Here is a 20,975-nt window from a genome sequence, read left to right as displayed (position 1 = left end):
GTTGCTAGCAAAAACGTCAACTAAATGGGAATGCACCCGAGCGAAATGAGAAGTTTTGGACTGTGTTTGGTTTTGGCTGTACTATGCGTGCAAGCATCGGCCGACACCATCAACTTCAATGACATCGTGGGGCCGTCGACGGCACCGCAGGTGGATATTTTGTTTGCCGGCGTTGTCGTCAATTACGACGCAACATCGGATGCGTTCGGCAGAAACGCTTGAATCACTGACCTGCGTTCGGGATGCCTCATCGCGTCGACAGATACGCCAGCTCCGGTAAAGCGGTTCGTAGGACGGGCTGCCTTTTCTTTTTCGCCCGCGTGTGGATCGACGCACGATTGGATGACTTGCGTTTATGAACATAGGATGAATTGCAGTCGACGAAACGATGATTCTGCCAACCATTCTTCAAAAATTGTCGCTTTATCGTCGTCTACACACATCCTACAAAACCGCAACGTATTCACTTCGTCACAACTTCACCCAACAAGGGTTCCCTCTTTCGCCTGATGCACAACACTTTACATCCACTCGAATCCGTTCAAAAAACAGCATGCAGGTGGAAGTATTTTCGTGGATCTCGAATCGATTCGACAGAAGTCAACTGAAGCAGAAGCGTTTCAGCGTCTGCATGGCATGTCGCTCTACGACGCGTGCGAGCTGGTGTGCCTGCCGCCAAAACTTTATCGTGGGGCGGACGTCCCGCTTGATTGGCTACCCTCACCAGTGGAGATCGAGGTGATGCTGCGTCCCCTAAGACGAGGAAAAGAGAAGTTGAAGAGAATTGAACGTGAAACCCTCACGCCACCACTGCTGCGAGGCGAAAAGGCATAGAGGCACGCGACGAAGTCTGACGATCTCGTACGACGGCGTGTACCTGTCCGACGACGTGGGACAAAACGTCGCCAAAGTGTTTGACCTGAACGGATCGTCGAGCACAAACAACGCCTGGCAGAAGATCACGCTGGACCTGGACCTACTCGCTTCTGCCAACGGGATGTCACTGAACAATGAAGCTGAACAATGAATTCGTCATGCGATTTCAGCAGGACGACAATCACGAGTTGGGTACGGACGGATTCGCCATCGATGACGTTTCGGTGTCGGCGTGCTGAGCGACCATGCGGTCGCTCGATGTGATTTCCCAATGGGCATTACGACGGTCACCGGTACACGCCGGGACCGTCGCGGAAAAACTCGCGAGATCGACCACATCGCAACAGGGTGCCGACAAGTTGCGGATGCGCGAGTGCCTACGAAAGCAACGCCGCGAACCCCGCAATGTCGAGGTTGGTCAAATAACCGTCGTCGTCGAAGTCGCCCAGGATTTCGGGGTCCAACCCGGGATAGGCTTGGGCATAGGCGACAGGATCCGACAACGCCATCGCAAACGCTGCGATGTCGAGATTGTCCACTTGACCGTCACCGTTCATGTCACCAAGAACATTGTTGTCGGTGATTTGCACGTCGACCGGGGTGGTGGAGAGGGCATTGAAAGTGGGGTCGCTGCTGGATATCGTGAAGCTGACCAGCGACCAGTGGACTCCCTCGATCTCGCTATCATTGTCGGCGGAAATCGTAACGGACTGCACCGTTGCCGCATTCGCCGGGGTAAACGTCAAAACGCGCGGCACGCCGGCTCCCCATCCGAGATCGATCTCGCCGTTGGAAGGTGTCAACGTCACGGTCACGTTTGCGGTTGGCGTTCCGGCCAACACGACGTCCAGCGAATCAGCGCCGCCGCCCTCGGTAACGCCTGTGGAACCTCCACTTTGCGTCACCACCAATGAAGCCGGCGTGGGGAGCGGTGGAAAGTCTCCGGGCGATCCGACGTCGGCAAAGGAAAAGGGCGAACTGGCGTTCCGTGCATCGACGATTCCGCTCGTCGACCGGCCCCAATTCGACCCGACGTTGTTGTCGGCGGCCAGATCGGTCAAGTAGATGCTGGGGCCGTCGGGACTGTCCGACGGCCAGGCACCAGAGTCGTCGTAATTGACGAGATCCATTTCGACCTGGTTGTCATCGTATAGACGCAAGACCTCGTTCGTCGATGAAGGGCTGTTCGCAAGCGAAGCCCAGTTGATCCCGATCACCAGGGCTGATGCGGGCACGTCCCAGGCCGATCGAAAGGTCGCTTCGGAGGTGAATGTTTGATCGTAGAAGACGGCGGCTTCGTTGGGAGGCAGGAAGGTGCCGGCGGGTATCGCGCCCCAGTTCGTGTCTTCGTCTTCGAAGTACCAACCGCCCAGGTCTGCGATCTCCGTCCCGGTGTTGACGACCTCCAGCCATTCCGGAAGCGCCCCTGTTTCGCTGGTGTCGGGGTTGTACATGATCTCAGAAATGACGATCGACGGAACGCTCGGTATCTCGTTGTCCGTGATTTCAGCGACGAGCTGGCTGATCGCGATGTCATTGTAGAGCGGATCGGCGCTGGAGGCCGAATGTTGAATGACTCCGGTGTGCAGACTCTCGACCAGTGCGTCGTCGAATGCTGCGACGGGCACGGTTTGGGGTGTCTGCGCGTTGGCCGGGGTGAAGGTCAGGACGATCGGCGTCGCCGCACCCGCGCCGAGGTCCAATTGGCTATCGGGCGTCAACGTGATCGTGACGTTGTCGGCCGGTACGGTATCGAGCGAGACGGCATAACTATCGGTCAAGCCGCCTTCGGCGACATCCAGACCGCCCCCGCTGTGCGCGAAGCTCACACCGGGTGCGTTATCGTTGTCAGTGATACTCGCCACAACACTCGGGACCGATAGGCCGTTGTAGTTGGGGTCACTGCTCGAAGAGCTGTGAGTGATCACGCCTTGGTGACTGCCTTCGATCACCAAGTCGTTATACGCCGAAACAATGACGGTCTGCGGTGTTAGTGCGTTGACGGGCGTGAACGTCAGGACTTGGGAGATTCCAGGTCCCGAACCGATGTCGAGTTGGCCGTCGGGCGTGATCGTCACCGACACGTTCGACGTCGGCGATTGCGAAAGGCTGACGTTGTAACTGTCCAACGCACCGCCCTCGGTCACATGAGTTCCAGAGGTTTCGACGATGACGACCTCGGCGGTTGTTGAAAACTGATAGTCGGCAACGATCGGCAGGTGATCACTCGCCGCTGCGAGCGCGTTGAGTACGGTCGTGCTGGCCCCCGTTCCTGTCAGGATGCTGCCGTTCAACGTGTGTGTACCGTTGTTTCCGAAGACGTGGTACGAGCCGTCGACATATTCCAGCCCGCTGCCATCGAAGAACTCGCCGGTTGCGAATTGGATGTCGAAGCGGTCGTCCATCCCGGCCCCACTTGTGCTCGGGTCCTGCGAGTGAAGGTGTCTGAACGAGAAGTTGTCGTTCCAGTTTCCGGCGCCTCCCGGCCCGTAAACATCAAGCAACTGACCGGCACCGGCTGACGTCAAGTTGCCCCACGCATACTCGGAACTCGTTTTCATATTGAAATCACCAGCGACGATCACGCTGGTGCCCTGGCCGAGCGCATCGATGTCATTGCGAAGCAGATTTGCCTCGCTGGCGCGTTTGCTCTTGTCCGACGAACTGGTACCCGCTTTTAGGTGAACCGAATACGCATAGAAGTCTTCTGTGCCGGACGTTCCGACGGGGCGGAACTTTGCCCGCATGGTCGAATGCGTGAAGGCCCCCGCCAACTGAACCGATTCCTGCAATTGCACGGTCGCGGTGTCATACACAAACCCGGTCGCATCTCCGCCGCCATCCGGTGCGGTCACGATCCGGGCATAGTCCGTTGAGGGGTAAAGCGAGTCGAGGATACTTTCGACCCGCGCAATCGACGACGCATCGGTTTCGCTCAACCCGAGAACATCAATACGCTTCGTGATCGAGCCGATCGTTTCGTTGCCGATCGCGCTGAGGACGGTACTGAAATTCGCATCCTCCGTCGCATTGTCGGGGTTGTTCAACGTGTTCCAGCCAACGATCCGCATCGCGGTGAGCAATCGACGATGCTCAAGTGCTTCGATCGCAAACGGACGTCGTTTGTTTCTTCCAAATAATCGCATGAGAGTCCTTGCGACGAGGGTTTCAAATAATTGAGTCGGCACACCATGAATCGCCTCAATGCACCGGCATAAAACTACACGCAGCGGATTCTCAAGATTCCCGGCCCACGAACAAGCTTCATTCCTGTTCGGTTTTCCAATTAGCCCCACGCCTATGACGATCGCATGAACGAAACATGAACAGAACCGAATCGTCGCCGGCGCCGCCGCGAAATCACAGCCGGCCCCCCATCTTCATCGTTTTCTCACAGACTAGAAGGCCTACGCTTCGTGAATGTCAGCGAGGTCTTCCAATGTGTCCCGGCCACTCACCGGCAACTCGAACCGGTCGGCAAGTTCCTTTTGGAGTTCCCTCTTTTCGCATCCAAATCGAGCTGACATTACGCTGTACAGTCCAGCCACTCTTGTAACCAGCGTTAACTCCCTAAGATCGAGTTTCGAATGGGACCAGACGGTTGCAAACACCCCCGATCTCCCTTCGCGAGCGGTTCCACTCCAAGTTCCACAAATGATTCCCGCTTTGTAGTCGCAATAGTGAAACCGGGACATAAACTCCTTCATGCGTTTTTTGCCGCGACTGATGGGTTTGACCCGTGCGACGAATAACGATTCACGAAACTGCGCGGACGTGACTTCAAATTTCAAATGAAACTCATTGACGATGTGACCGCGGAGCGAACGATTCGGCTGGTCGTCCGCGGTTAGCCGGATACTCTCCCAACACCATTGCAAGGGGGCATCGGGTTTGCTTATATCGGTGCCGATGTAGTAACCGTATCGAAGTTTCTGGTAAAACTCTGTCGATCGCGGAAATCGATCCGTTGGCGTTTTCCGATGCTTCCACACCGCCAACGAGTTGTCACGGCTCAAATCTTTTAGCAAGTCGTCATAGGCGATTCTCACCACCGGTTCGAGGTATTTCGATTTCCTGGAAATGACGATAAATGGAATGCGTGAAATCGGTTCGGAAAAGACCAACGCTCCCGTTTGTTGTTCTCGGCTCAATTTGTCATAGAACGCGGGGACAATCGCGAAATCCGCGACGCGGCACCGCACCATCCCTAAAGCGCCTTCAATGGTGTCGACCTCCAAGTAGCCCTTTCCGCTTTTCCAATCGGTGTTTGAAAGCAGGTCGAACGCTGGTTGGCTGTCCGGCGGGAGAAACGCTCCTCGATAATCGCACAACTCGGACATCGCCTTCGCGATGATCGACCTGCGACCCTCGCCATTTAATTCTTCATCCGGATTGAACCAGTGGGCGACCGGGTTGACCAAGTCGATAATCGCCTGGTCGTGTGAGACGACCACGATATCTATGTTCGAGACGACTTCTTCAGTCCGTAGCGAGTGGTGAGTGTTTTTGATTCGTTGCTCCACCCCCCAAAGGATCGCAAGGTCAATGTTGCCCTCGTTGATCCCCTCCAATGTCTCCTCGAATCGAAGTTGCGTGCGAAGACAGATCTTGATTGCAGGGTCTAAGTTGCGGAGTGAACCCAGCATGCCATCGACCAAGCCCGAGGAGATCATTGAGGGTGACACCACCAGCGTAAACTCCTTTGTTTCGTCGCCGGTTCCGATGGGCCGATTGCACTCAATCAACCGCTCATATAACAGACGTCCCATCGGTGAAACGCGTAACCTCGATGTGTTACTATCAGGATCGATCTTTATCAATTGCGTTTCGACATCGCTCGAAAGCCGAGAGAGTGACGCACGCAGCGTCGATTCACTGATATTCAGCGAAGTTGCCATCGATGCGTAGGTTGACGCACCAGTTTTGTTGATGATTTCGACAATTTCGCAGAAACGTTCCGCATCGCGAGATAGTACGGACATTGAATTGTCTGATGGGAGTCGGAAAGGGAACCGGGAGCTTCGCTTTTGTTTGCCGCTGATGACAACACGAATCAATCACGCGATAACAAAAAGCAGTCGCAGCTTTCGCGAACACACTTCGCAACAAATTGCCCGACAATTCGAGTGTTCGCGAGATATGCCGGTCAGACAACTGCTGCGCACGCCGTCGCAGGTGCCTTAATCGTGCGATCGCAATTACATCTGAAACAATTAAATAAGCTTCACGTCCCCATGCAACTGAACGCAAGGCAGCTAGGGAGGGGGTGTCATCGAAAACGGAAAAACTCATCGGGAGGTTCATTGAACAACCGCGCGTTCTGAACAATAACGCTCTTGCGGGTGGAAGCCACTCACCCCGGGGCAGCTAAGTGAGTTAGCGCCCGATGGCAGCGTCGGTAGGATACTCGATCGGTCCCAGGCGATCTGTGGCCAGCGCGCGACATTGGCGGAGACGATGTTTGATTTCATCGAGGATGCGATTGGTCGGTTCTCCGCCGAGTCCGCCATAAACCAACTGCAATTCGTCCCGCGGACGAGAAAATGGGTAAAAAGCTTTTGTTTGCCTAGAAGGCTTGGCAAGTAGCCTGCGGATTACCCAAGACTTCATCAATTCGGTTTGTCGGTTTAATCGCAACCGAAACAATAGTGATCCGATGGCGCTAGCCACGGGCCTCCGCTGCGTCGAAGCGTCCCGCGATCGATAGGGGTCAATCGGGACAGATGCGCCCGATACGTCCTATCTGTCCTATTGGTCCCCTTGCACGGTTTTTATCCCGGCGAGCAACGTACGATCGAAACCGATGACGTGTAGGTTGCATCGACCTGTGAAGCCGAGCCGTTCGGCCGGCACCAGAGTATTGAGCCACTCGAGCGTTACGCTGCGTAGACACCCAAGAAAGGGGAAGCGCCGGTCGATAAAATGTGGGATTGAAGCTCGGTGCAGAGATCGCAGGCTAACACCTCAATCAATCGGTCCATTGACCATCCTTCACGCGAGTTCGTTTGCCCATCATTCCCCGAACCTTCCCTAGAATGCCTGGTTGGTGGGGAAACGGCAAAGCGAACAAGTTCGCATCGCCGGTCCGTGGCACCCCGATGATTCCGCCCGGAACCAAGTTCATTTCGAGAAGAGACAATGAATAATTCCAGATCTGAACGACTTCCCCTGCTTCCGTATCGAATCGCAAAAGTCCGCCGACGTCACACAGCAGAGATTCGTCGTTCACCCAGCCAATGAATTTTCCGAGTGACGTATTCAGGGTCGACGACGCCGCTAATTTTGCTTCGGTCACGTCCCAAACAACGAACTGCTTGCCGAAGGCGAACGCCAGATACCGACCGCTGGGGGAAAAGTGCAGTTCAGCCGAAGGCAAGCGAGGAATGTCAATCTGCCCAACAGGCTCCGCCATGTGCACGTCAATCAAAAAACAACCGCGTGAGGAAGCGATCGCAAGATAACGACCGTTGGGGCTCACCGCAAAATCGGTGACCACCTCGGTATCAATTTTGAAGTGAAGCTTGCCTGTCGCAAGCGACCAGCAATAAACCCGATGATGCTGTTGCACGACAACATATTCGCCACTCACCCACTTGGCGTTCTCCACGCTGGTCGCTGCACTGCTGCGCGTCCAGTTTGGCAAATGCCAGCGCGCCACGACGTCCGGTTTTCGCGATGCAAGATTGCTCAGCACGACTAAGTCGGGGCCGTAGGTTCCCAAGGTATTGCCGCTGGCGCGGTGATGGTCCATCAACACCAACGGCGCTTTGACATCAAGGACTGGTGGATCCTCTGTCGCGTCAGGTGACGCCACGTAGACGCGACCGAAAGACTCGCCTTGCCCGATGGGATATTGATAAACCGATACGGCATGAATCGAACGATCGGCGTCGATCCACAGCGGCGCCGTGGTCTCGACTCGCGCGCCGCGCGGCCTCTCCTCCAACTTGGCCTGATAGGAACGAAATGACGCGGCATCGGATGACTCGTCAGAGGAGATTGAATCAGCGGGAACTGCCGCTGCCATTTCATTCGGTGCGAACAGAATCTGTCGACCTTGAGTCGAAAGCGGTTTGACCGAATCATGCGTTTCTAGCAACGCCAGCCCCGTCGCCTGACTTGAAATCCCCGCTCCCGACAACGACGCTTGATTGCTGACCGAAGATGTCGGTGGATTGTTTGGCATCGCCACAGCCGGTGCCCCTGCTGTGCCCAGGTGCGGCGCTCCACCGTCGCTATCGACCCATTTGCCCTCCCGCAACTGACTCTCTCCCAGTTCAGCAAACTCACGATGTGGCAACGGTAGACACAGCAATGAAGCGACAGGAATCTCTTGTGTGAAAAGCACGGCCCCATTGATCGGTACCACGTTGGTGACCGACGGAAACCGATACTGCCAGACCTTTCGAGCGGTGTTTGCCTGGATCAGCCCGCCACGTGTCAAGATGTAGTCATTGCCCACCCACCCGAATAGATTGGTGAAGGGCGCATCGAGCTGCTGTTCACTTAGAACTTCAGCTCTTGTTAGATCCCAGACGCGACAATGTCTGCTGGCCAACGTCGCAAGCTTCGTACCATCGGGCGAAAAGGCCACATGCGGGCTCAGTTGGACCGGGAATTCGAATGTGGCCACCAGCTTGCGTTGCGCCAAATCGATGACCTGCGCAGCGCCCATCACGCCCACGGCCAGGAACCGTCCCGAACCACTGACGCTAAAGTTCGTTTTTACATCAACGAGGTGCGCGAGTAGTCGGCCGTCTGCCAGCGACCATACATAGACCTGGTCGTCAACTTGCACGATCGCCTTGTCGGCTTCAATCAATCGCCCTTTTACGATCTCAGGGACACTGAGTTGCCCGACCTTCTTAGGAACCTTTGCCCGCCCCACCGCGGCCGGCTTTCCTTCCGCCAGCCCTGACAACAGCAATAGTTCTCCGCCCTGATTTCCCGACCCCTCCGACCCGATCACAGCAAGTGTTCGTCCCGATGGTCGATGATGGTCCAGAAAACGCAAGGCCTGCTTTAATTGCAAAATGACTTCCGGCGACCTGTTCTGAGCTTGCACCCGGTAGAGACGTGCAGCCCCACCTGTCGGGATGTGACGTTTGAACATCGTGACTGCGAAAGTGTCCGCCGAAACCGCGATCGGCTTACAAAGATCCGTTGAGCTGTCGATCGATTGCAGCGGACGGACGAAAGGTACAGAACTCACGCTCTCCGGCTGTGGATCCGCCGGAATCGACACCGGAGCAACACGCTGCGTCAGCAAGATGGTTGGCCCCGTGGCCGATAAAGTTGGTACTTGTGCCTGCGGATCAAGTAGATCGATGCTGCTTGCTTCGTCTGCTCTCTTTGGCGGGCTATCCGACAATGCTGCCAGATAGTCCTGGTCCGCCTGACTTAATCGCGCGATCGGTACGGTGAGCATCCGGCCATCCGATTTCTCCAGCACGACTTGTGTTTGTGTCCGTTCAGCCAAGCGGGCATCAACCGAAAACTTCCCCGAAGCATCACTCCAGCGCCGGACACCCTCTTCCGCGAACGCTGCATTGAATTCAATGAGAAGGATCAAGGCGAGTATGAAACCACGCAAGTTAAGTTCCCTGGTCGAGTATCGATTAAAAATCAGGTCAGACGAAAGAGGACACATACCGCTCAACGGTCGCAAGAATAAAGAACTGACGAGCAACAAGGGTCAGTGTCTCAATCGGTCTGCGCTGCGTCAAATGATTTTCATGGCCGCAGGCTGGGAAATCGCCGCCGAACGGTGGGAAGGCTGGCCAAGAACGCTGCGAAGATGGATGCACGCCTGGAGAATCAGAGCCCCAAATCGCCCCAGCTTCTTCGTGAGGCGAAACAAATGCGGCTGCCTTTTGAAGTTCGGCTTCGGAATTCGCCGGGCATCCGAACCACGAAACACGCTCGGCAATAAACCGATCACCCGTTGTATCCCCGATACAAGGAATCAACGTGTTTTGGATGAGCCCACCGAGACACTCGGCAAAATCAATCGGTCTGCCCCTGCAAAGCGTGACGACAGGCCGATCGCGATTTTGAATTGCACGACAGCAGTGGTCGGCGATCTTCGACAGTCCCGAAATGTTGATTGGGGCATGTGACTCAGGAGACGAGCAGCCGTCCGCATGGCAGGGGGCAAGCTCGATATGACAAGCCGTTGCTCAATTTTGGGCAATGCCACACCGCGCGCCGAACTTGGCTGTTTACCGCAACGGTCACGGGGCTAAAGTGACACAGGTTTGGAATCGTCTGTAGATGAGTGAAGGAGACAAAAAGCCTAGTGGCGGCGAGATGCTTCCATCTCGCTTGAACTGATCTCTCCGTCGCGATCGCCATCCATCTTGGCGAACATTCGCTCTGCGTTACCGACGGCTTCGGTTCGTGTCAGGATGCCGTCTCCATCACGGTCAATCTCCTTTGAGTGGCCTTTTAAAAAGCCGCCCATTGCACTGCGCGATCCTCCGCGTCCGCTCAGTTCACTTTGGCTGATTTCTCCGTCGTTGTTCGTGTCATACCCTGCAAAAGCCTTCGTTGCTTCGCCGACAATTTCGTCTCGGCTGATGATTTTGTTCTTATCGAGATCGATCTCATCGGCATGAACCAGAATCCACGGTTGCCGGGGACCATCACCCGCCGCGGGTCCGCGTGGACCACCGGCTTGCCCCGCAGGACCGCCACCATCGCGAGGCCTCTCGCGCGGGCCGCCTCGCCGCCCGTCGCCCGGGCCACGAATCTCTTCAGACGTGATTTGGCCATCCTTGTTCTTATCGAGCTTGCGTAACGCCTCAGCGGCTCCGCGAAGTTCGGTCTTGTCAATCCGACCGTCGCCGTTTGTATCCAACGCCGCCACAATGGGATCGCCGCCGGCCCTTTCGTCCTCAGGACGCCCGCCGCCTTCGCCGCCACGACCTTCATTGCCAGAGGGTCGCTGTGCTCCTGGTCGCTGGGCATTTCGACGCCCGTCGCCACCACCGCCTTGACGCGGCGTGTAGTGTTCGGTCTTCGTTCCCTGTGCTGAAACGAAATTGAACGTCGCCGATCCATTGTCGGCGACGGTGTACTGGACGGAGCGGGGGTCGCCGAAAACTTCGTAACGCACGATGAAGCTGCCCGGTGTCGGATTCTCAAAGCCGACGATCTTCGCACCTTTCAGACCGGGAAGCGACGGCCGGACACCTTGGGCCCGCGGTTGCGGATCAACCTGTCCGTTGCGTTCGGTGACTTGGCCATAGAAACCGCCGTTCAAGTAGGGAAAGGCTTTCGTGGCGTGGTAGTGGTATTCTCCGTCAGGCCCCTTGTGGCCGCCGAGCCAATCCAGATCGGTCGGCGGCTTTCCGTCCGGGTCGTTGTAGCCATGGATCGGATAGCCATCGAGAGCCACGGCGACCGGGTTTCCGACACCAACGATCTTTTCCAGATGCACGGGAGCAATGTGATAGTGGTAATCGTCAGCTCGACCGCAATGGCCGCCCCATTGATCGAGTTCGCCGGCGAGCAACGTATCGGTTCTGCCATCGTTTTTGATCGGGTTGAAGATCGGCACGCCGTTGACCGCCAAGGCGATCGCCCCGCGAAAGAAGTGTTCCTTCGTCGACATCGGATTCGTTGCTGGAACCGGATGCAGCGGAATCCTCCATGCATTGTTACCGGTGTACGATTGAGGCAGCGGGACCTGTTGCTGCCAAGCTGTGATGCCGGTCATCATCGAATGATCGGGCATTCCGTTAGACTCAACGAACAGGAAATCGCGATCAAATCGGACGCTGACCTTATCTTTGAACGGATCGAACAGCTTTGCAAGATCGGGGCGTACCGTCTCTGCAGTTCGCCGCTGAACCACAAAGTGAACCTTCGGAGCCTCGGTGTTCAGCCGTATGATCGTCTGCTGGGTCTGAGGCGAAGGAGCATGCGAGTGGCCTTCGTGAGCGGTCAACATTGTCGGAGACACGATTGCCGCCAGTAGTACAAATGTTGAAATTCGGCGTGAGTTGTTCATGGTCGTCTTTCGCTGTGAGATGGGATTGTATTTTTAAAGGTCGCTTCTTAATTCGACCGGTTTGGTCCGCGTTGTCCTCGGTTTCCATCTCCGCCTCGGCGACCACCGCCTCCCGCGCCGCGCTGCGGAACGACGTCGGTCAATCCACGGAAGTCGGGACGCTCGATTCCGTCCGGTGGCGACTTCACAACGGTGCGAAACAGCACAAGGTTGTCGAGTTTGACATCGTCGGACCAGATGAATGTGGCGCCTTTGAAGTCGTGTTGATAGAACGGTTCCTTCGGTCCGACTTCTTCCTCAGTGAACTCTTTGGCGTCCGGCCACCCGCTGTCGTCAAAGTCGACCGCGTACCAGTTCTTCGGCAGTGGGAGGTTTTCGACGCGAGGATTCTTAACGTCGCCGTCGATCGGTCCCCAGGAGAACTTCTTTGCCTTCCATGTTGCGTTGGTAACGGTGCCATCACCCAATTTGAGGATGATGCCGCCATCGCCGATACTTGTGTTGGCATATTCCATGCCCGTCTTCGGATCGGCGTTGTCGATTCCCATGACCGCGATCGTCATCGGATAGGCAGGCAAGATGTCGACAGAGACGACGTTGTGCGGTACGAAAGGAATCGAGTCGACGGCTACCAGCTCACCGTTGATGTAAAGCTTGAACGAGTTGTCTGCGTACACATTCGCCTTGATCGTGTCGTCAATGCGTGGTTTGCGCGGAGGTTGTTGACCTTGCTGAGCGAACGCAGGGTCCGCAACTGTCAGCAACGCGATCGCTGCTGCAAGCGTCATGAGCCGTTTCATGTTTCGTTTCCTTTGGAGGTTTCAGGTTTGCATGCGTTTGTAAGTCGTTCGTCGACTTTGCATTGTGTCAACGCGGCCACGATCATCAGCGTACGAACGGAGACCGATTTTCATCGACCGCTCCTTCCGCCGCTTTCACTCGACAACATGTAGGAATAGCTGACATCGCCATTTTTTCGTCCTCCGCCTTCGGCGACTGGCAAATAGGCTCGGACATAGTCCACGCGAGCCGAATCTCCGCGAACGCGTACGCGTACGTGTCCGCTGCTGCCTTGGACTTCCCCGCTAAGGTATCCGTATTCCTTCGCGCTCTTGGTCCCGCTGCGCGGATGACCGGGCTGCGGAACAAGCTGATAGACGATGCCGTCAAGGTCCTGCTTGATGAACATGTGATCGTGACCGTGGAAGACGACGTCGACCCCATGATCGACCAGCATTTGATGAATGGGCTTTTCCCAACCGGGACGATGCTGGGCAAACTCATCTTTGCCAGACGCACCTTGGCCCCCCCATTCCCACAACCGAGCCGCTTCGGCACCGCCGCGTTGATTGCGGTCGCTGCCACCAACAAGGTGATGCAGAAACACAAACCGCAACTCTGCATCACTTTCGTCCAAAGATCGCCCTAGCCATTCGTATTGCTGCTCGCCGAGCGTCCAGTACCAGTTATCGCTGTTTCCGCCACCCGTGTTTCCCTTGCCTCTGGGGCGCGTGGTCGTGTGACGAAATGGATCAAGTACGATGAATTGCGCGTTGCCCCACTCAAACTCGTAATAATTCTCCGGCAGGCCAACGTCGCGTTCGCGCCTGTCGTTGCCGGTATAGAAGCGATTGGGAAACGGATTCGGCAGATATCGCTTGCGAGTTGTTGTCGCCCAGACGTTTGATCCGCGATTGCCTGATTCCCCGTCATGGTTCCCTAACGCGAAATACAACGCCGCGGAATGGCAGAGCCTGCCAAGATAATAACGCTGGGCAAGATACTGAGGCTGCGACAGTTCCGGTTTGACATACTTTCCCGTCATGAACGTGTCGCCGAGCGCAACGTGGAAGTCAGGTTGATCAGCCAGCGCGTTGTCGAGCGTTCGCAAATAGACGTCACCGCTTGTGTTTTCGTCCAGATGCGAATCCGCCTGGACGGTGAAGACGAATGAGCTGTCCTTGTCACGCTGGGTATGAAACGTGAACTCATCGCTCTGCCGCGTGCGTCCATCTGATTGGTAGACGACCCGGTAGAAGTACCGCGTGTTCTTCGCAAGCGAATCAATAACGAAGTCAAACGGCTCACCCGCGCGCAGGTCTTCAGCATCCGTTTTGCTCGGCAACTCGCCGGACCGATCGCCATAGGTTACAGAGGCTTTGACGTCACTGTGAAACAGAACGCGAATGGTCGCGCTGTCGTCGGTCAGCCGACCCACGATGATGTTAAAGGGATGATCCGGAACTTCGTTCGCAGGCGGTGGAGTCGTGTATCCACCCAATCTGCTTCCACTGGATCTACTGCCGCCACCACGTCCCTGGCTCGAATTGGTTCTGCCGGTGACTTCATCGAGCGAAACTGTTCCATCCCCATTCGCGTCGAGTTTGCGAATCGACGCCGCGGCAGATTTCAATTCCGCTGAATCGAGTGAGCCGTCGCCATTCGTATCGATCGCCCGGGCGACCGGGTCGACGCCGCCCTGCTGAGCAAGCACCGATGGCAAGCTCCAACATGCGGCCAACGCCACGGCGACTTTCATCCAATGATGCCTCATCTCTGTCCACCCTCCTCTCGAATGCGTTTTCCGGGTTCGTGATGTGCCTCGTGGGAGAAAAAATTGGGAGCCAAATCAGACTGGTCTTCCAATTCGAGCATCACGCTCTTCGGTCCGCCTCGCCCACGAGGAAGTCCATCCAACACCATCTTGTGAACGGTCCCGCTGACAGCATCGAACCAAATCTCGATTTGCTTTGGGCCACGCACATCACGCGATTGCCGCTCACCGACAAGCTGCGAAAGGACCGTCCCGTCGTTCGCGGCGTCCTGCTCCTCGGTCAGTTCTACTTCATAGCCATTGAGCAACTGAGACAAATGCGCGTGCATGTTCATGAATGGCAGGTCTTGCTGCCCGCCTGGCATTCCGCTACGAAAGCGACTTAGATCCGTACTCACGTGGACCGGTCCGTTTTCGCGAAAAGCCCAACTCACTTCGCCATCGCAGCCCGAAGTTCTCATCACCCCAGACCGGAGCATCACGGTGAGCACAAACTGATTCGCTCCGCGCACAAAAAGCTCCGCACCATCGATTTGTTCTTCCGCCTCTCGCTCCCATGCTTGCTGCGATAGATTTCGCGGCTTTTTGCCACGCGGATATTCTTCGATCACGCTTACGCGATAGCTTCGATCAAACGGCTTCGCCGCTGCTTCAATCACTTTTTCAAGGGAAGCCATCGCCGCAGAAACGTTTTGCTGTGGCCCCAGCACCACAAACATCACGAGTACGGCAGCAGCAATCGTCAGACCGGAAGTCAGAATCGCGAACCGACGGCGCCCGCTCGGCAGACGTGCTTTCGCAAGTGACACTGATTCAGCATCGCCCTCCGAATCGATTCGCTCCATCACGTTGCGAAGACGCAGAGCCTCCTGTTCATCGTCGCGTCGACCCTGGTCAGCCAGCAAACCATGGACGACCAAAGTGTCGGCGACGGCCTCACTTGATCCCTCCACAATCTCATCTTTTGAGCTTTTCGATTCCGGATTTTCATCGTCCAGCCAGTCCGAAAGCAGATCGTTGACGTTCTCACTCATGACGTGACCTCCGCTGCACTCAGGGCACCCTTCTTCCTGAGACATTCCGCAAGCAACGCGCGACCACGCTGCAGGCGTTTCTTGCACGCTTCCAGCGTAAGATCCAGCTGTTCAGCGAGAATCTGCGTTTGCAGGCCGTCAAAATACCGACCGCTGATGACGTTCCGATGATGATCCGGCAGCGCTTCAACGCACTCCCGTAACGCCGTCACTTTCTCGTCCCACGTATCGCCCGCCAGTAGACCGATGTTCTCAAAATGACGATCGACAACGGACAGCACGGCTTCGTGCAGGGCCACCGGAACCTGCTTCTGCTTGCGGTAGTGAGCCATCACCAGTTTTGAAGCGATCCCGCGAAGCCACGGACCAAACGGGCGTTCCGGATCACATTCATCGAGCCGCCGCCAGGCAACAATCATTGACTCCTGAAACAAGTCATCAATCGCGGCCTCATCGCGAACCAAGCTGCGCAGATAAACCATCAGCATTCGTGAATTTTCACGGGCCAAAATCTCGAATGCTCTACGGCCTTTTTCATTCACAATTGCGCGACCAGGAAAGGAATCTTCAGTTGTCGAATACCCTTACTGTTGCAAATTGCGCATTTGGGGACAAAGAATCCGGAAGAATTGCCAACATTTTTTGACCTGGTTCGGATAGCGGTGCGACAGGCCAGGAGTTGGGGCGTGCACTGAACAATCGTGCCTGCAGCCCGCCAAAGTCCAGAACGTTTGAGAGGCGAACCGTGAATGCGGATTGTCACTTAACCAACGCCCGAAAAAGATCCGCTGCAGTGTTTGTCACGGTCTTTGCCGGTTGGTTTCAGTTGCAACACCGGTCCGTGGGGAGCTCCGCCGCGTAGTTCCGATTTGAAGAGCGAGGCGAACTGTTTCACCACGGCTTCATTCCGTGGCGGCATGTCGCTGGGCCCGGCAAAGTAAAACCTCTGATGGATGTCCATCACCAGAGTCGGACAGTGCAGGTCGAGCAGAACGCGAAGATTGTTCTCGGCGTCGAAAACCTTGATCGCCTGCACGCTGCGATAGATAGACGCTTCGCCATCGTCTCGATTGTGATCATGCGGAGGGCGGTTCTTGCCCTGATCGCCCACCTGGACGCCATCGATGTCGCCCCGTGATAAAACATGTCGCAATCAGTCCGCCAATGAACAGTTGCACGGAGAGGACTCCGCCAAAAGGGATTCGCGCGTCGAAGACGGCGAAGACGAGTCTTTAGAGAATCGACGCCCAGCGATGAGCAATCGTTGTCAAGTCGGGGGCGGCTTTCCCATTGGACCCGGCGAAATAATGCGACTCGATCGCGGAGATGTCGCTGGCCAGTTGACTGCGACGATCTTCGGAAATCGCGTCGTGTTGCTCGGCGTTTCGCAACTGCGTTAAGAGCCCGAACGGGGTGACCGCCTGCTCGTTCGTTGCCGCAACCTCGGCCGGCCGACCGCGAGACGAGCGGATGGCGACGATCAAGCTGGCCAATAGAATCAGCCCCGCCGCGACGCACAAACCGATGATCGTCCACGCCCGCTTGTTGGAGCCATAGTCTTGAATCAGCGAGACCGTGGATTCAACATCCTCCAGATCCGCATCGACGTACCGTTGATAGGTCACTTCATTGATCTCAGCGACCGGGTTCGGGAAAGTGAATTGATCAGGCGCCGGCGCGGCCGGGTCCGCCGCGGCGTACTTCAACGTCCAAGTCCGTTCGGAGAGCACGATCGGTTCGACTGATTCCTTGTCGAATTCGATCACGCTGACGTCGGAATCTTCGACGTCGACCAGTTCGAATCCGGGGACGGTCGTCTGGACGATCTGGTCGATGGCCGGAACCAGTCCCCGGCCCGTCACCCGGGTCTCGACAATCAGTTTGCCCTCGGCCGACTGCCGCTCGTCCAGCAATTGAACCATTTCGAGTTTGCCGCCCGTCTTCGAAGGTACCGATTCGTCGGCGTCGATCGGGATCGGACTCGACTCGATTGGCAACGCGACATAGCCGGACGTGTCCAAGAAATCGAGATCGATCTTGAGAGCGGGCAGCCGATCGACTTCCGGTCCGCGAGCTTTCAACAACAAATAAGCGTACGGCGTGACCCGCCAGCCGTTGCCGGCGTCACGGCTTTTTGTTTCCGGATGATTGAACGTGACCGAAAGGATTTCGAATTGATCTTCCAGCGACGCGATCGAAGCGTCTTCAAACTTGTCGCGATAATTTTCCGTGGGGCGGCCGTAGTTGTACGAATAATAGGAGCCGCTTTTTTGGTTTTGAAGATACTTTGAGAACCCGCCAGACTCTCGTTCAAGCTCCTTGGTGTGTCGAAGATCGACGTACACGCCGAAGGGCTCGGTGTGACCGACTCGGGCATCTCCGTCGATTCGAGACACCAATTCCAATTCGGTGACCAAGTCTTTGTAATAGTCATAGACTTTCCTCGCCTCGACCGCTTTGGGATCGTTCTCGTCGACCAATTGGAAACCGGCTTCGAGATAGCGGAACTTGCATGCCGGACTGACCGCACTCATGCGAGTGAACAGTGAATTGGCCAGTTTCTCGCGATGCTCTTTGCCGACGTCGCCTTCGAATGAATCGAGCGTTGCTTTGATCCTCTGAATCTGACGCCCATCCGGGCGATTATTTTCACTGACGCCGCCAAGATCCGTCGCACCGAGCGAGGCATAAAACCAGCGATCGAACGCCTCGTTGGACTGCTCTCGTTCCGGCAACTCCGGGGCCACATCGACGTAGGCATTCGCCGCCTCGGCGAACACATCAAACGCCGCCTGGCGTCGTTTGCTAAAGTCAGACGAGGGATCCACTTCCTGAATAAAATCGTTTTCGTCATGCAAAATGCATGCTTTGGAGAGCAAGAGTTGCCAATTGCCGGGGTGCTGCTTCAAGGCGCGATCGAGGACGCTTTCGGCGACGTCGTAACCGCGCACCACTTCGGCTTGGATGTCCTTCTTCTTGCGGTTCGTCTTGTTGTCCCGCTGGACGTTGGGGTCGCGCCAAATCCCGGCCAGATTTTTCCGCATCTGATCGATCAATCGAGCCATGGTGCCGGCTTCGATCGAACCCCACGCACCAAACACCTTTTCGATGTCTTGGACGTCATAAACCTCGGCGACGCTGTGGCAGGTCATGAACGCGCCGACCAACAGGTTTTCGTCCAGATCTTCGTCGAGCGGCAGGGCGGAAAGTCGCTCGATCCAACTCGACAACTCCGCCAGATTCCGTTCCTGTTTGGAACGCGTCAGTGGAATCTTGTCCGCTTTCTGTTCATAACCGTAGATGAACATGTAGTAGTTGGTTCGCTGCCGTTCCTGGTTGGGGTTGTGATCCTTTGTCCAAACCCTCAGAAACTCCTCCGCCAGTTCGCGCGCCGTTCCCGGGTTGGTCTTCGCCAGCGTCTCGATGTACGGAAACGCTTTTTCGGGCTCGTTGACCTTCAACCAAAGGCGGCACATCATGGTCGTGTAATTCGATTGCAAACCGGGATCGATCGTGTCAAACCAGTCGCCGGTGGGAGCGGTGTCCAGAATGGTTTCGACTTTGACCGGATTGATCCTTCGCAGCGCCATTTGTTGGGCCTGGTCGACGCCGGCGGATTCTTCGACGTAATACAAATTCCCGTAGCGGTCACGGCGCATCGAGGATCCGTATCGGCTGCTGGCGGAGTGTTGCTGGGTGACGCCGGCTTCCTTGAGCCAGTTGGAAGCGAGCAGATTCAAGATCTCGGTCCACTGTCGATCGATTTCCGCGTCCGTGTCGAGAAACGCTTGGACGGCGGCCGACTGGAGTTTCAGATTTTCGCCGCGCGTGTTCGCGTCCTGGGGGATTTGGGCGAGTCGTTGAGCCGTGGAGGTCCCGAGTTTCGCCACCAATTCCTGTCCCCGTTCGGCGTGTTTTGTGAAGCTTTCTCGCAACCACTGCTGGCCCAAGTCGTCGGCCAGTTTGGGCGCGAGCATCACCGCTCGCGTCAGTGCTTCGGTGCGGGCGGCTTTTTTCTTGGGATCGTCGTCCGCGATTTCGAGGGCAGCCAACGTGTTTTCCCAGGCTTTCACCCGAAGAGATTCTTGGGGATCGTCTTTGTAGAGCGCCAGGTAATGTTTGGCCAACAAGTTCAACGCATCGATATTCGCCGCCGCGATCGCATCCTTCGGGGAAGGCAGAAAATCTGCCGTCTCGTCGTCACACGAGGAAAAACTGAGCAGCATGGCGATGTTCTGTTTGGGAAGCAGTTCACCGCTTGCCTCCTTCATCGCATCGATAAACTCTTCGACCGGACTGCCAGCGGCGATGCACATCCGCACCAAACCCGCCAGCTTTCTCAATTGCTCGGCCTTTAGTCCGGCCGGCGCGTCGTCTTTGGGCTCAGCGCCGGAGGCATTCTCTGGTTTCTCGCTTTTTCTATCGGCTTGTTTTTCATCCGACGCCTTCTCATCGGCACCTTCGCGAATCTCGGCTGGGGCCGACGCGATGATTTCCACGATGTCCTGCACATGGATGATGTTTTGTTCGGCGTACTCGATCGCCGGATTGTTCTTGCGGTTTCCGAGGATGGATTTCATGAAGCTCTTCATGTCGGCCGAAAGCCCCACGACCTCGTCAAAGTTCATGGTCGCCCGAGCGGCGAGTTGGTCGAGCAGGCGATCGTATGCGGCCACCGCTTCGTCACCGCTGAGTCGCTCACGGTTCTTGAGCGTTTGTGCGAACTGATCCCAATCACCTCGCGTGACCGACTCGGTCAGTGTCTTCGTCGTTTCGGCAAACTGCTCTTTCTCAATTCTTTCCTTCTCCTTGCGCTCTTGCTCCTCCTTTTCTTTGGCTAGTTTTTCGGCCTGTTCCTTCGCCTTCTGCGCTTTCTCTTCCTCGGTGAGGGTTTCTTCCGACTCGGCTGGTTGCTCTTCCGTCGGTTGCTTCTGCTCGACCTTCTTTTCTTCGACCTTCTTTTCTTCGACCTCGGCGTCTGCCTCGGTTTCGTCTTGCTCGGTTTCGTCTTGCTCGGGGGCCGACCACAGTTTCAGGATCGCGGACGGGCGGCGATCAAAGACCAGCTTCTTGATGGCGGCCAAACGCTCCGCCTTGCGTTTGTCGGCGGCCTTCTGCTCGGCGTCGTCACTCGTTGCCGCGGCGGTCTCGGGCTGTTCGGACGTTTCCGCGGCGCCGGCCATTGCCGCTTCGTACTCGACGATCACGTCCGCCGAGTTAAACGGATTGGCACCGAACGGATCGAACTGCAGCGTTTGAGCTTGCGACTTAAACGCGAAGGTTGCCAAGCAAAGAAACAGGCAGCAGGAGAGAAGGTGTCGATACATGGTCATCTTGGAAACGATCGATTTGCTTGAATGTTCAACGGCCTAAGAACCACTTCCATCGAGCGGAAAAGGGGTCAGGTACCAAAAACCAAATGGCCCGAAGGGTGCTTCGCATTTTTGGTACCTGACCCCTTTTCCGCGGCACCTCAAGTTGAAGAGTTGACGATGCC

Annotated in this window: 14 protein-coding genes; 3 read left to right on the top strand and 11 right to left on the bottom strand. The window is 56.2% G+C overall.

What is annotated here, in order from left to right; translation table 11 throughout:
• Positions 1-45 precede the first annotated feature (45 nt).
• From Enr13x_RS37835 to Enr13x_RS37830, 3 genes are all read left to right on the top strand, one after another.
• Complete coding sequence (locus tag Enr13x_RS37835) at positions 46-222, top strand: hypothetical protein (RefSeq protein ID WP_197455914.1); 177 nt, start codon at positions 46-48, stop codon at positions 220-222.
• A gap of 351 nt (positions 223-573) precedes the next feature.
• Positions 574-834: a hypothetical protein gene (locus Enr13x_RS10040; protein ID WP_145385933.1), complete on the top strand. Its 261-nt coding sequence runs from the start codon at positions 574-576 to the stop codon at positions 832-834.
• A 37-nt stretch (positions 835-871) separates the two neighbouring features.
• Positions 872-1,027: a hypothetical protein gene (locus Enr13x_RS37830; RefSeq protein ID WP_197455913.1), complete on the top strand. Its 156-nt coding sequence runs from the start codon at positions 872-874 to the stop codon at positions 1,025-1,027.
• 226 nt (positions 1,028-1,253) lie between these two features.
• Here the strand turns inward: Enr13x_RS37830 and Enr13x_RS10035 are convergent, their stop codons facing one another.
• From Enr13x_RS10035 to Enr13x_RS09985, 11 genes are all read right to left on the bottom strand, one after another.
• The gene (locus tag Enr13x_RS10035; protein WP_145385932.1) at positions 1,254-4,022 is read right to left on the bottom strand and encodes a lamin tail domain-containing protein; all 2,769 of its coding nucleotides are present in this window, start codon (positions 4,020-4,022) and stop codon (positions 1,254-1,256) included.
• 261 nt (positions 4,023-4,283) lie between these two features.
• Positions 4,284-5,858 (bottom strand): LysR family transcriptional regulator, encoded by a 1,575-nt coding sequence (locus Enr13x_RS10030; RefSeq protein ID WP_145385931.1) that lies wholly within the window; start codon positions 5,856-5,858, stop codon positions 4,284-4,286.
• A 986-nt stretch (positions 5,859-6,844) separates the two neighbouring features.
• The gene (locus Enr13x_RS10025) at positions 6,845-9,568 is read right to left on the bottom strand and encodes an SHD1 domain-containing protein (RefSeq protein ID WP_145385930.1); all 2,724 of its coding nucleotides are present in this window, start codon (positions 9,566-9,568) and stop codon (positions 6,845-6,847) included.
• 30 nt (positions 9,569-9,598) lie between these two features.
• A complete protein-coding gene (locus Enr13x_RS10020) occupies positions 9,599-9,817 on the bottom strand; it encodes a hypothetical protein (RefSeq protein WP_145385929.1) in 219 nt (72 codons plus the stop codon).
• 354 nt (positions 9,818-10,171) lie between these two features.
• On the bottom strand, positions 10,172-11,830 hold the full coding sequence (locus tag Enr13x_RS10015; protein WP_231744398.1) for a YHYH protein: 1,659 nt from the start codon (positions 11,828-11,830) through the stop codon (positions 10,172-10,174).
• Positions 11,831-11,937: 107 nt separating this feature from the next.
• Positions 11,938-12,690 (bottom strand): hypothetical protein, encoded by a 753-nt coding sequence (locus tag Enr13x_RS10010; RefSeq protein ID WP_145385927.1) that lies wholly within the window; start codon positions 12,688-12,690, stop codon positions 11,938-11,940.
• Between the two features lie 110 nt (positions 12,691-12,800).
• Positions 12,801-14,444 (bottom strand): metallophosphoesterase, encoded by a 1,644-nt coding sequence (locus Enr13x_RS10005; RefSeq protein ID WP_145385926.1) that lies wholly within the window; start codon positions 14,442-14,444, stop codon positions 12,801-12,803.
• A complete protein-coding gene (locus Enr13x_RS10000; protein WP_145385925.1) occupies positions 14,441-15,478 on the bottom strand; it encodes a hypothetical protein in 1,038 nt (345 codons plus the stop codon). The genes Enr13x_RS10005 and Enr13x_RS10000 overlap by 4 nt, the downstream gene beginning before the upstream one ends.
• A complete protein-coding gene (locus Enr13x_RS09995) occupies positions 15,475-16,020 on the bottom strand; it encodes a sigma-70 family RNA polymerase sigma factor (RefSeq protein WP_261344173.1) in 546 nt (181 codons plus the stop codon). The genes Enr13x_RS10000 and Enr13x_RS09995 overlap by 4 nt, the downstream gene beginning before the upstream one ends.
• 221 nt (positions 16,021-16,241) lie before the next feature.
• On the bottom strand, positions 16,242-16,631 hold the full coding sequence (locus Enr13x_RS09990) for a hypothetical protein (protein WP_145385923.1): 390 nt from the start codon (positions 16,629-16,631) through the stop codon (positions 16,242-16,244).
• A gap of 79 nt (positions 16,632-16,710) precedes the next feature.
• Entirely contained in the window at positions 16,711-20,805 is a 4,095-nt protein-coding gene (locus Enr13x_RS09985; RefSeq protein ID WP_145385922.1) for a hypothetical protein, read from the bottom strand.
• Between the last annotated feature and the right edge of the window lie 170 nt (positions 20,806-20,975).

The sequence above is a fragment of the Stieleria neptunia genome (assembly GCF_007754155.1).
Taxonomy (GTDB): domain Bacteria; phylum Planctomycetota; class Planctomycetia; order Pirellulales; family Pirellulaceae; genus Stieleria; species Stieleria neptunia.
Note: the sequence above shows the minus strand (reverse complement) of the source record. Positions and strands in the feature narration are given on the sequence as shown.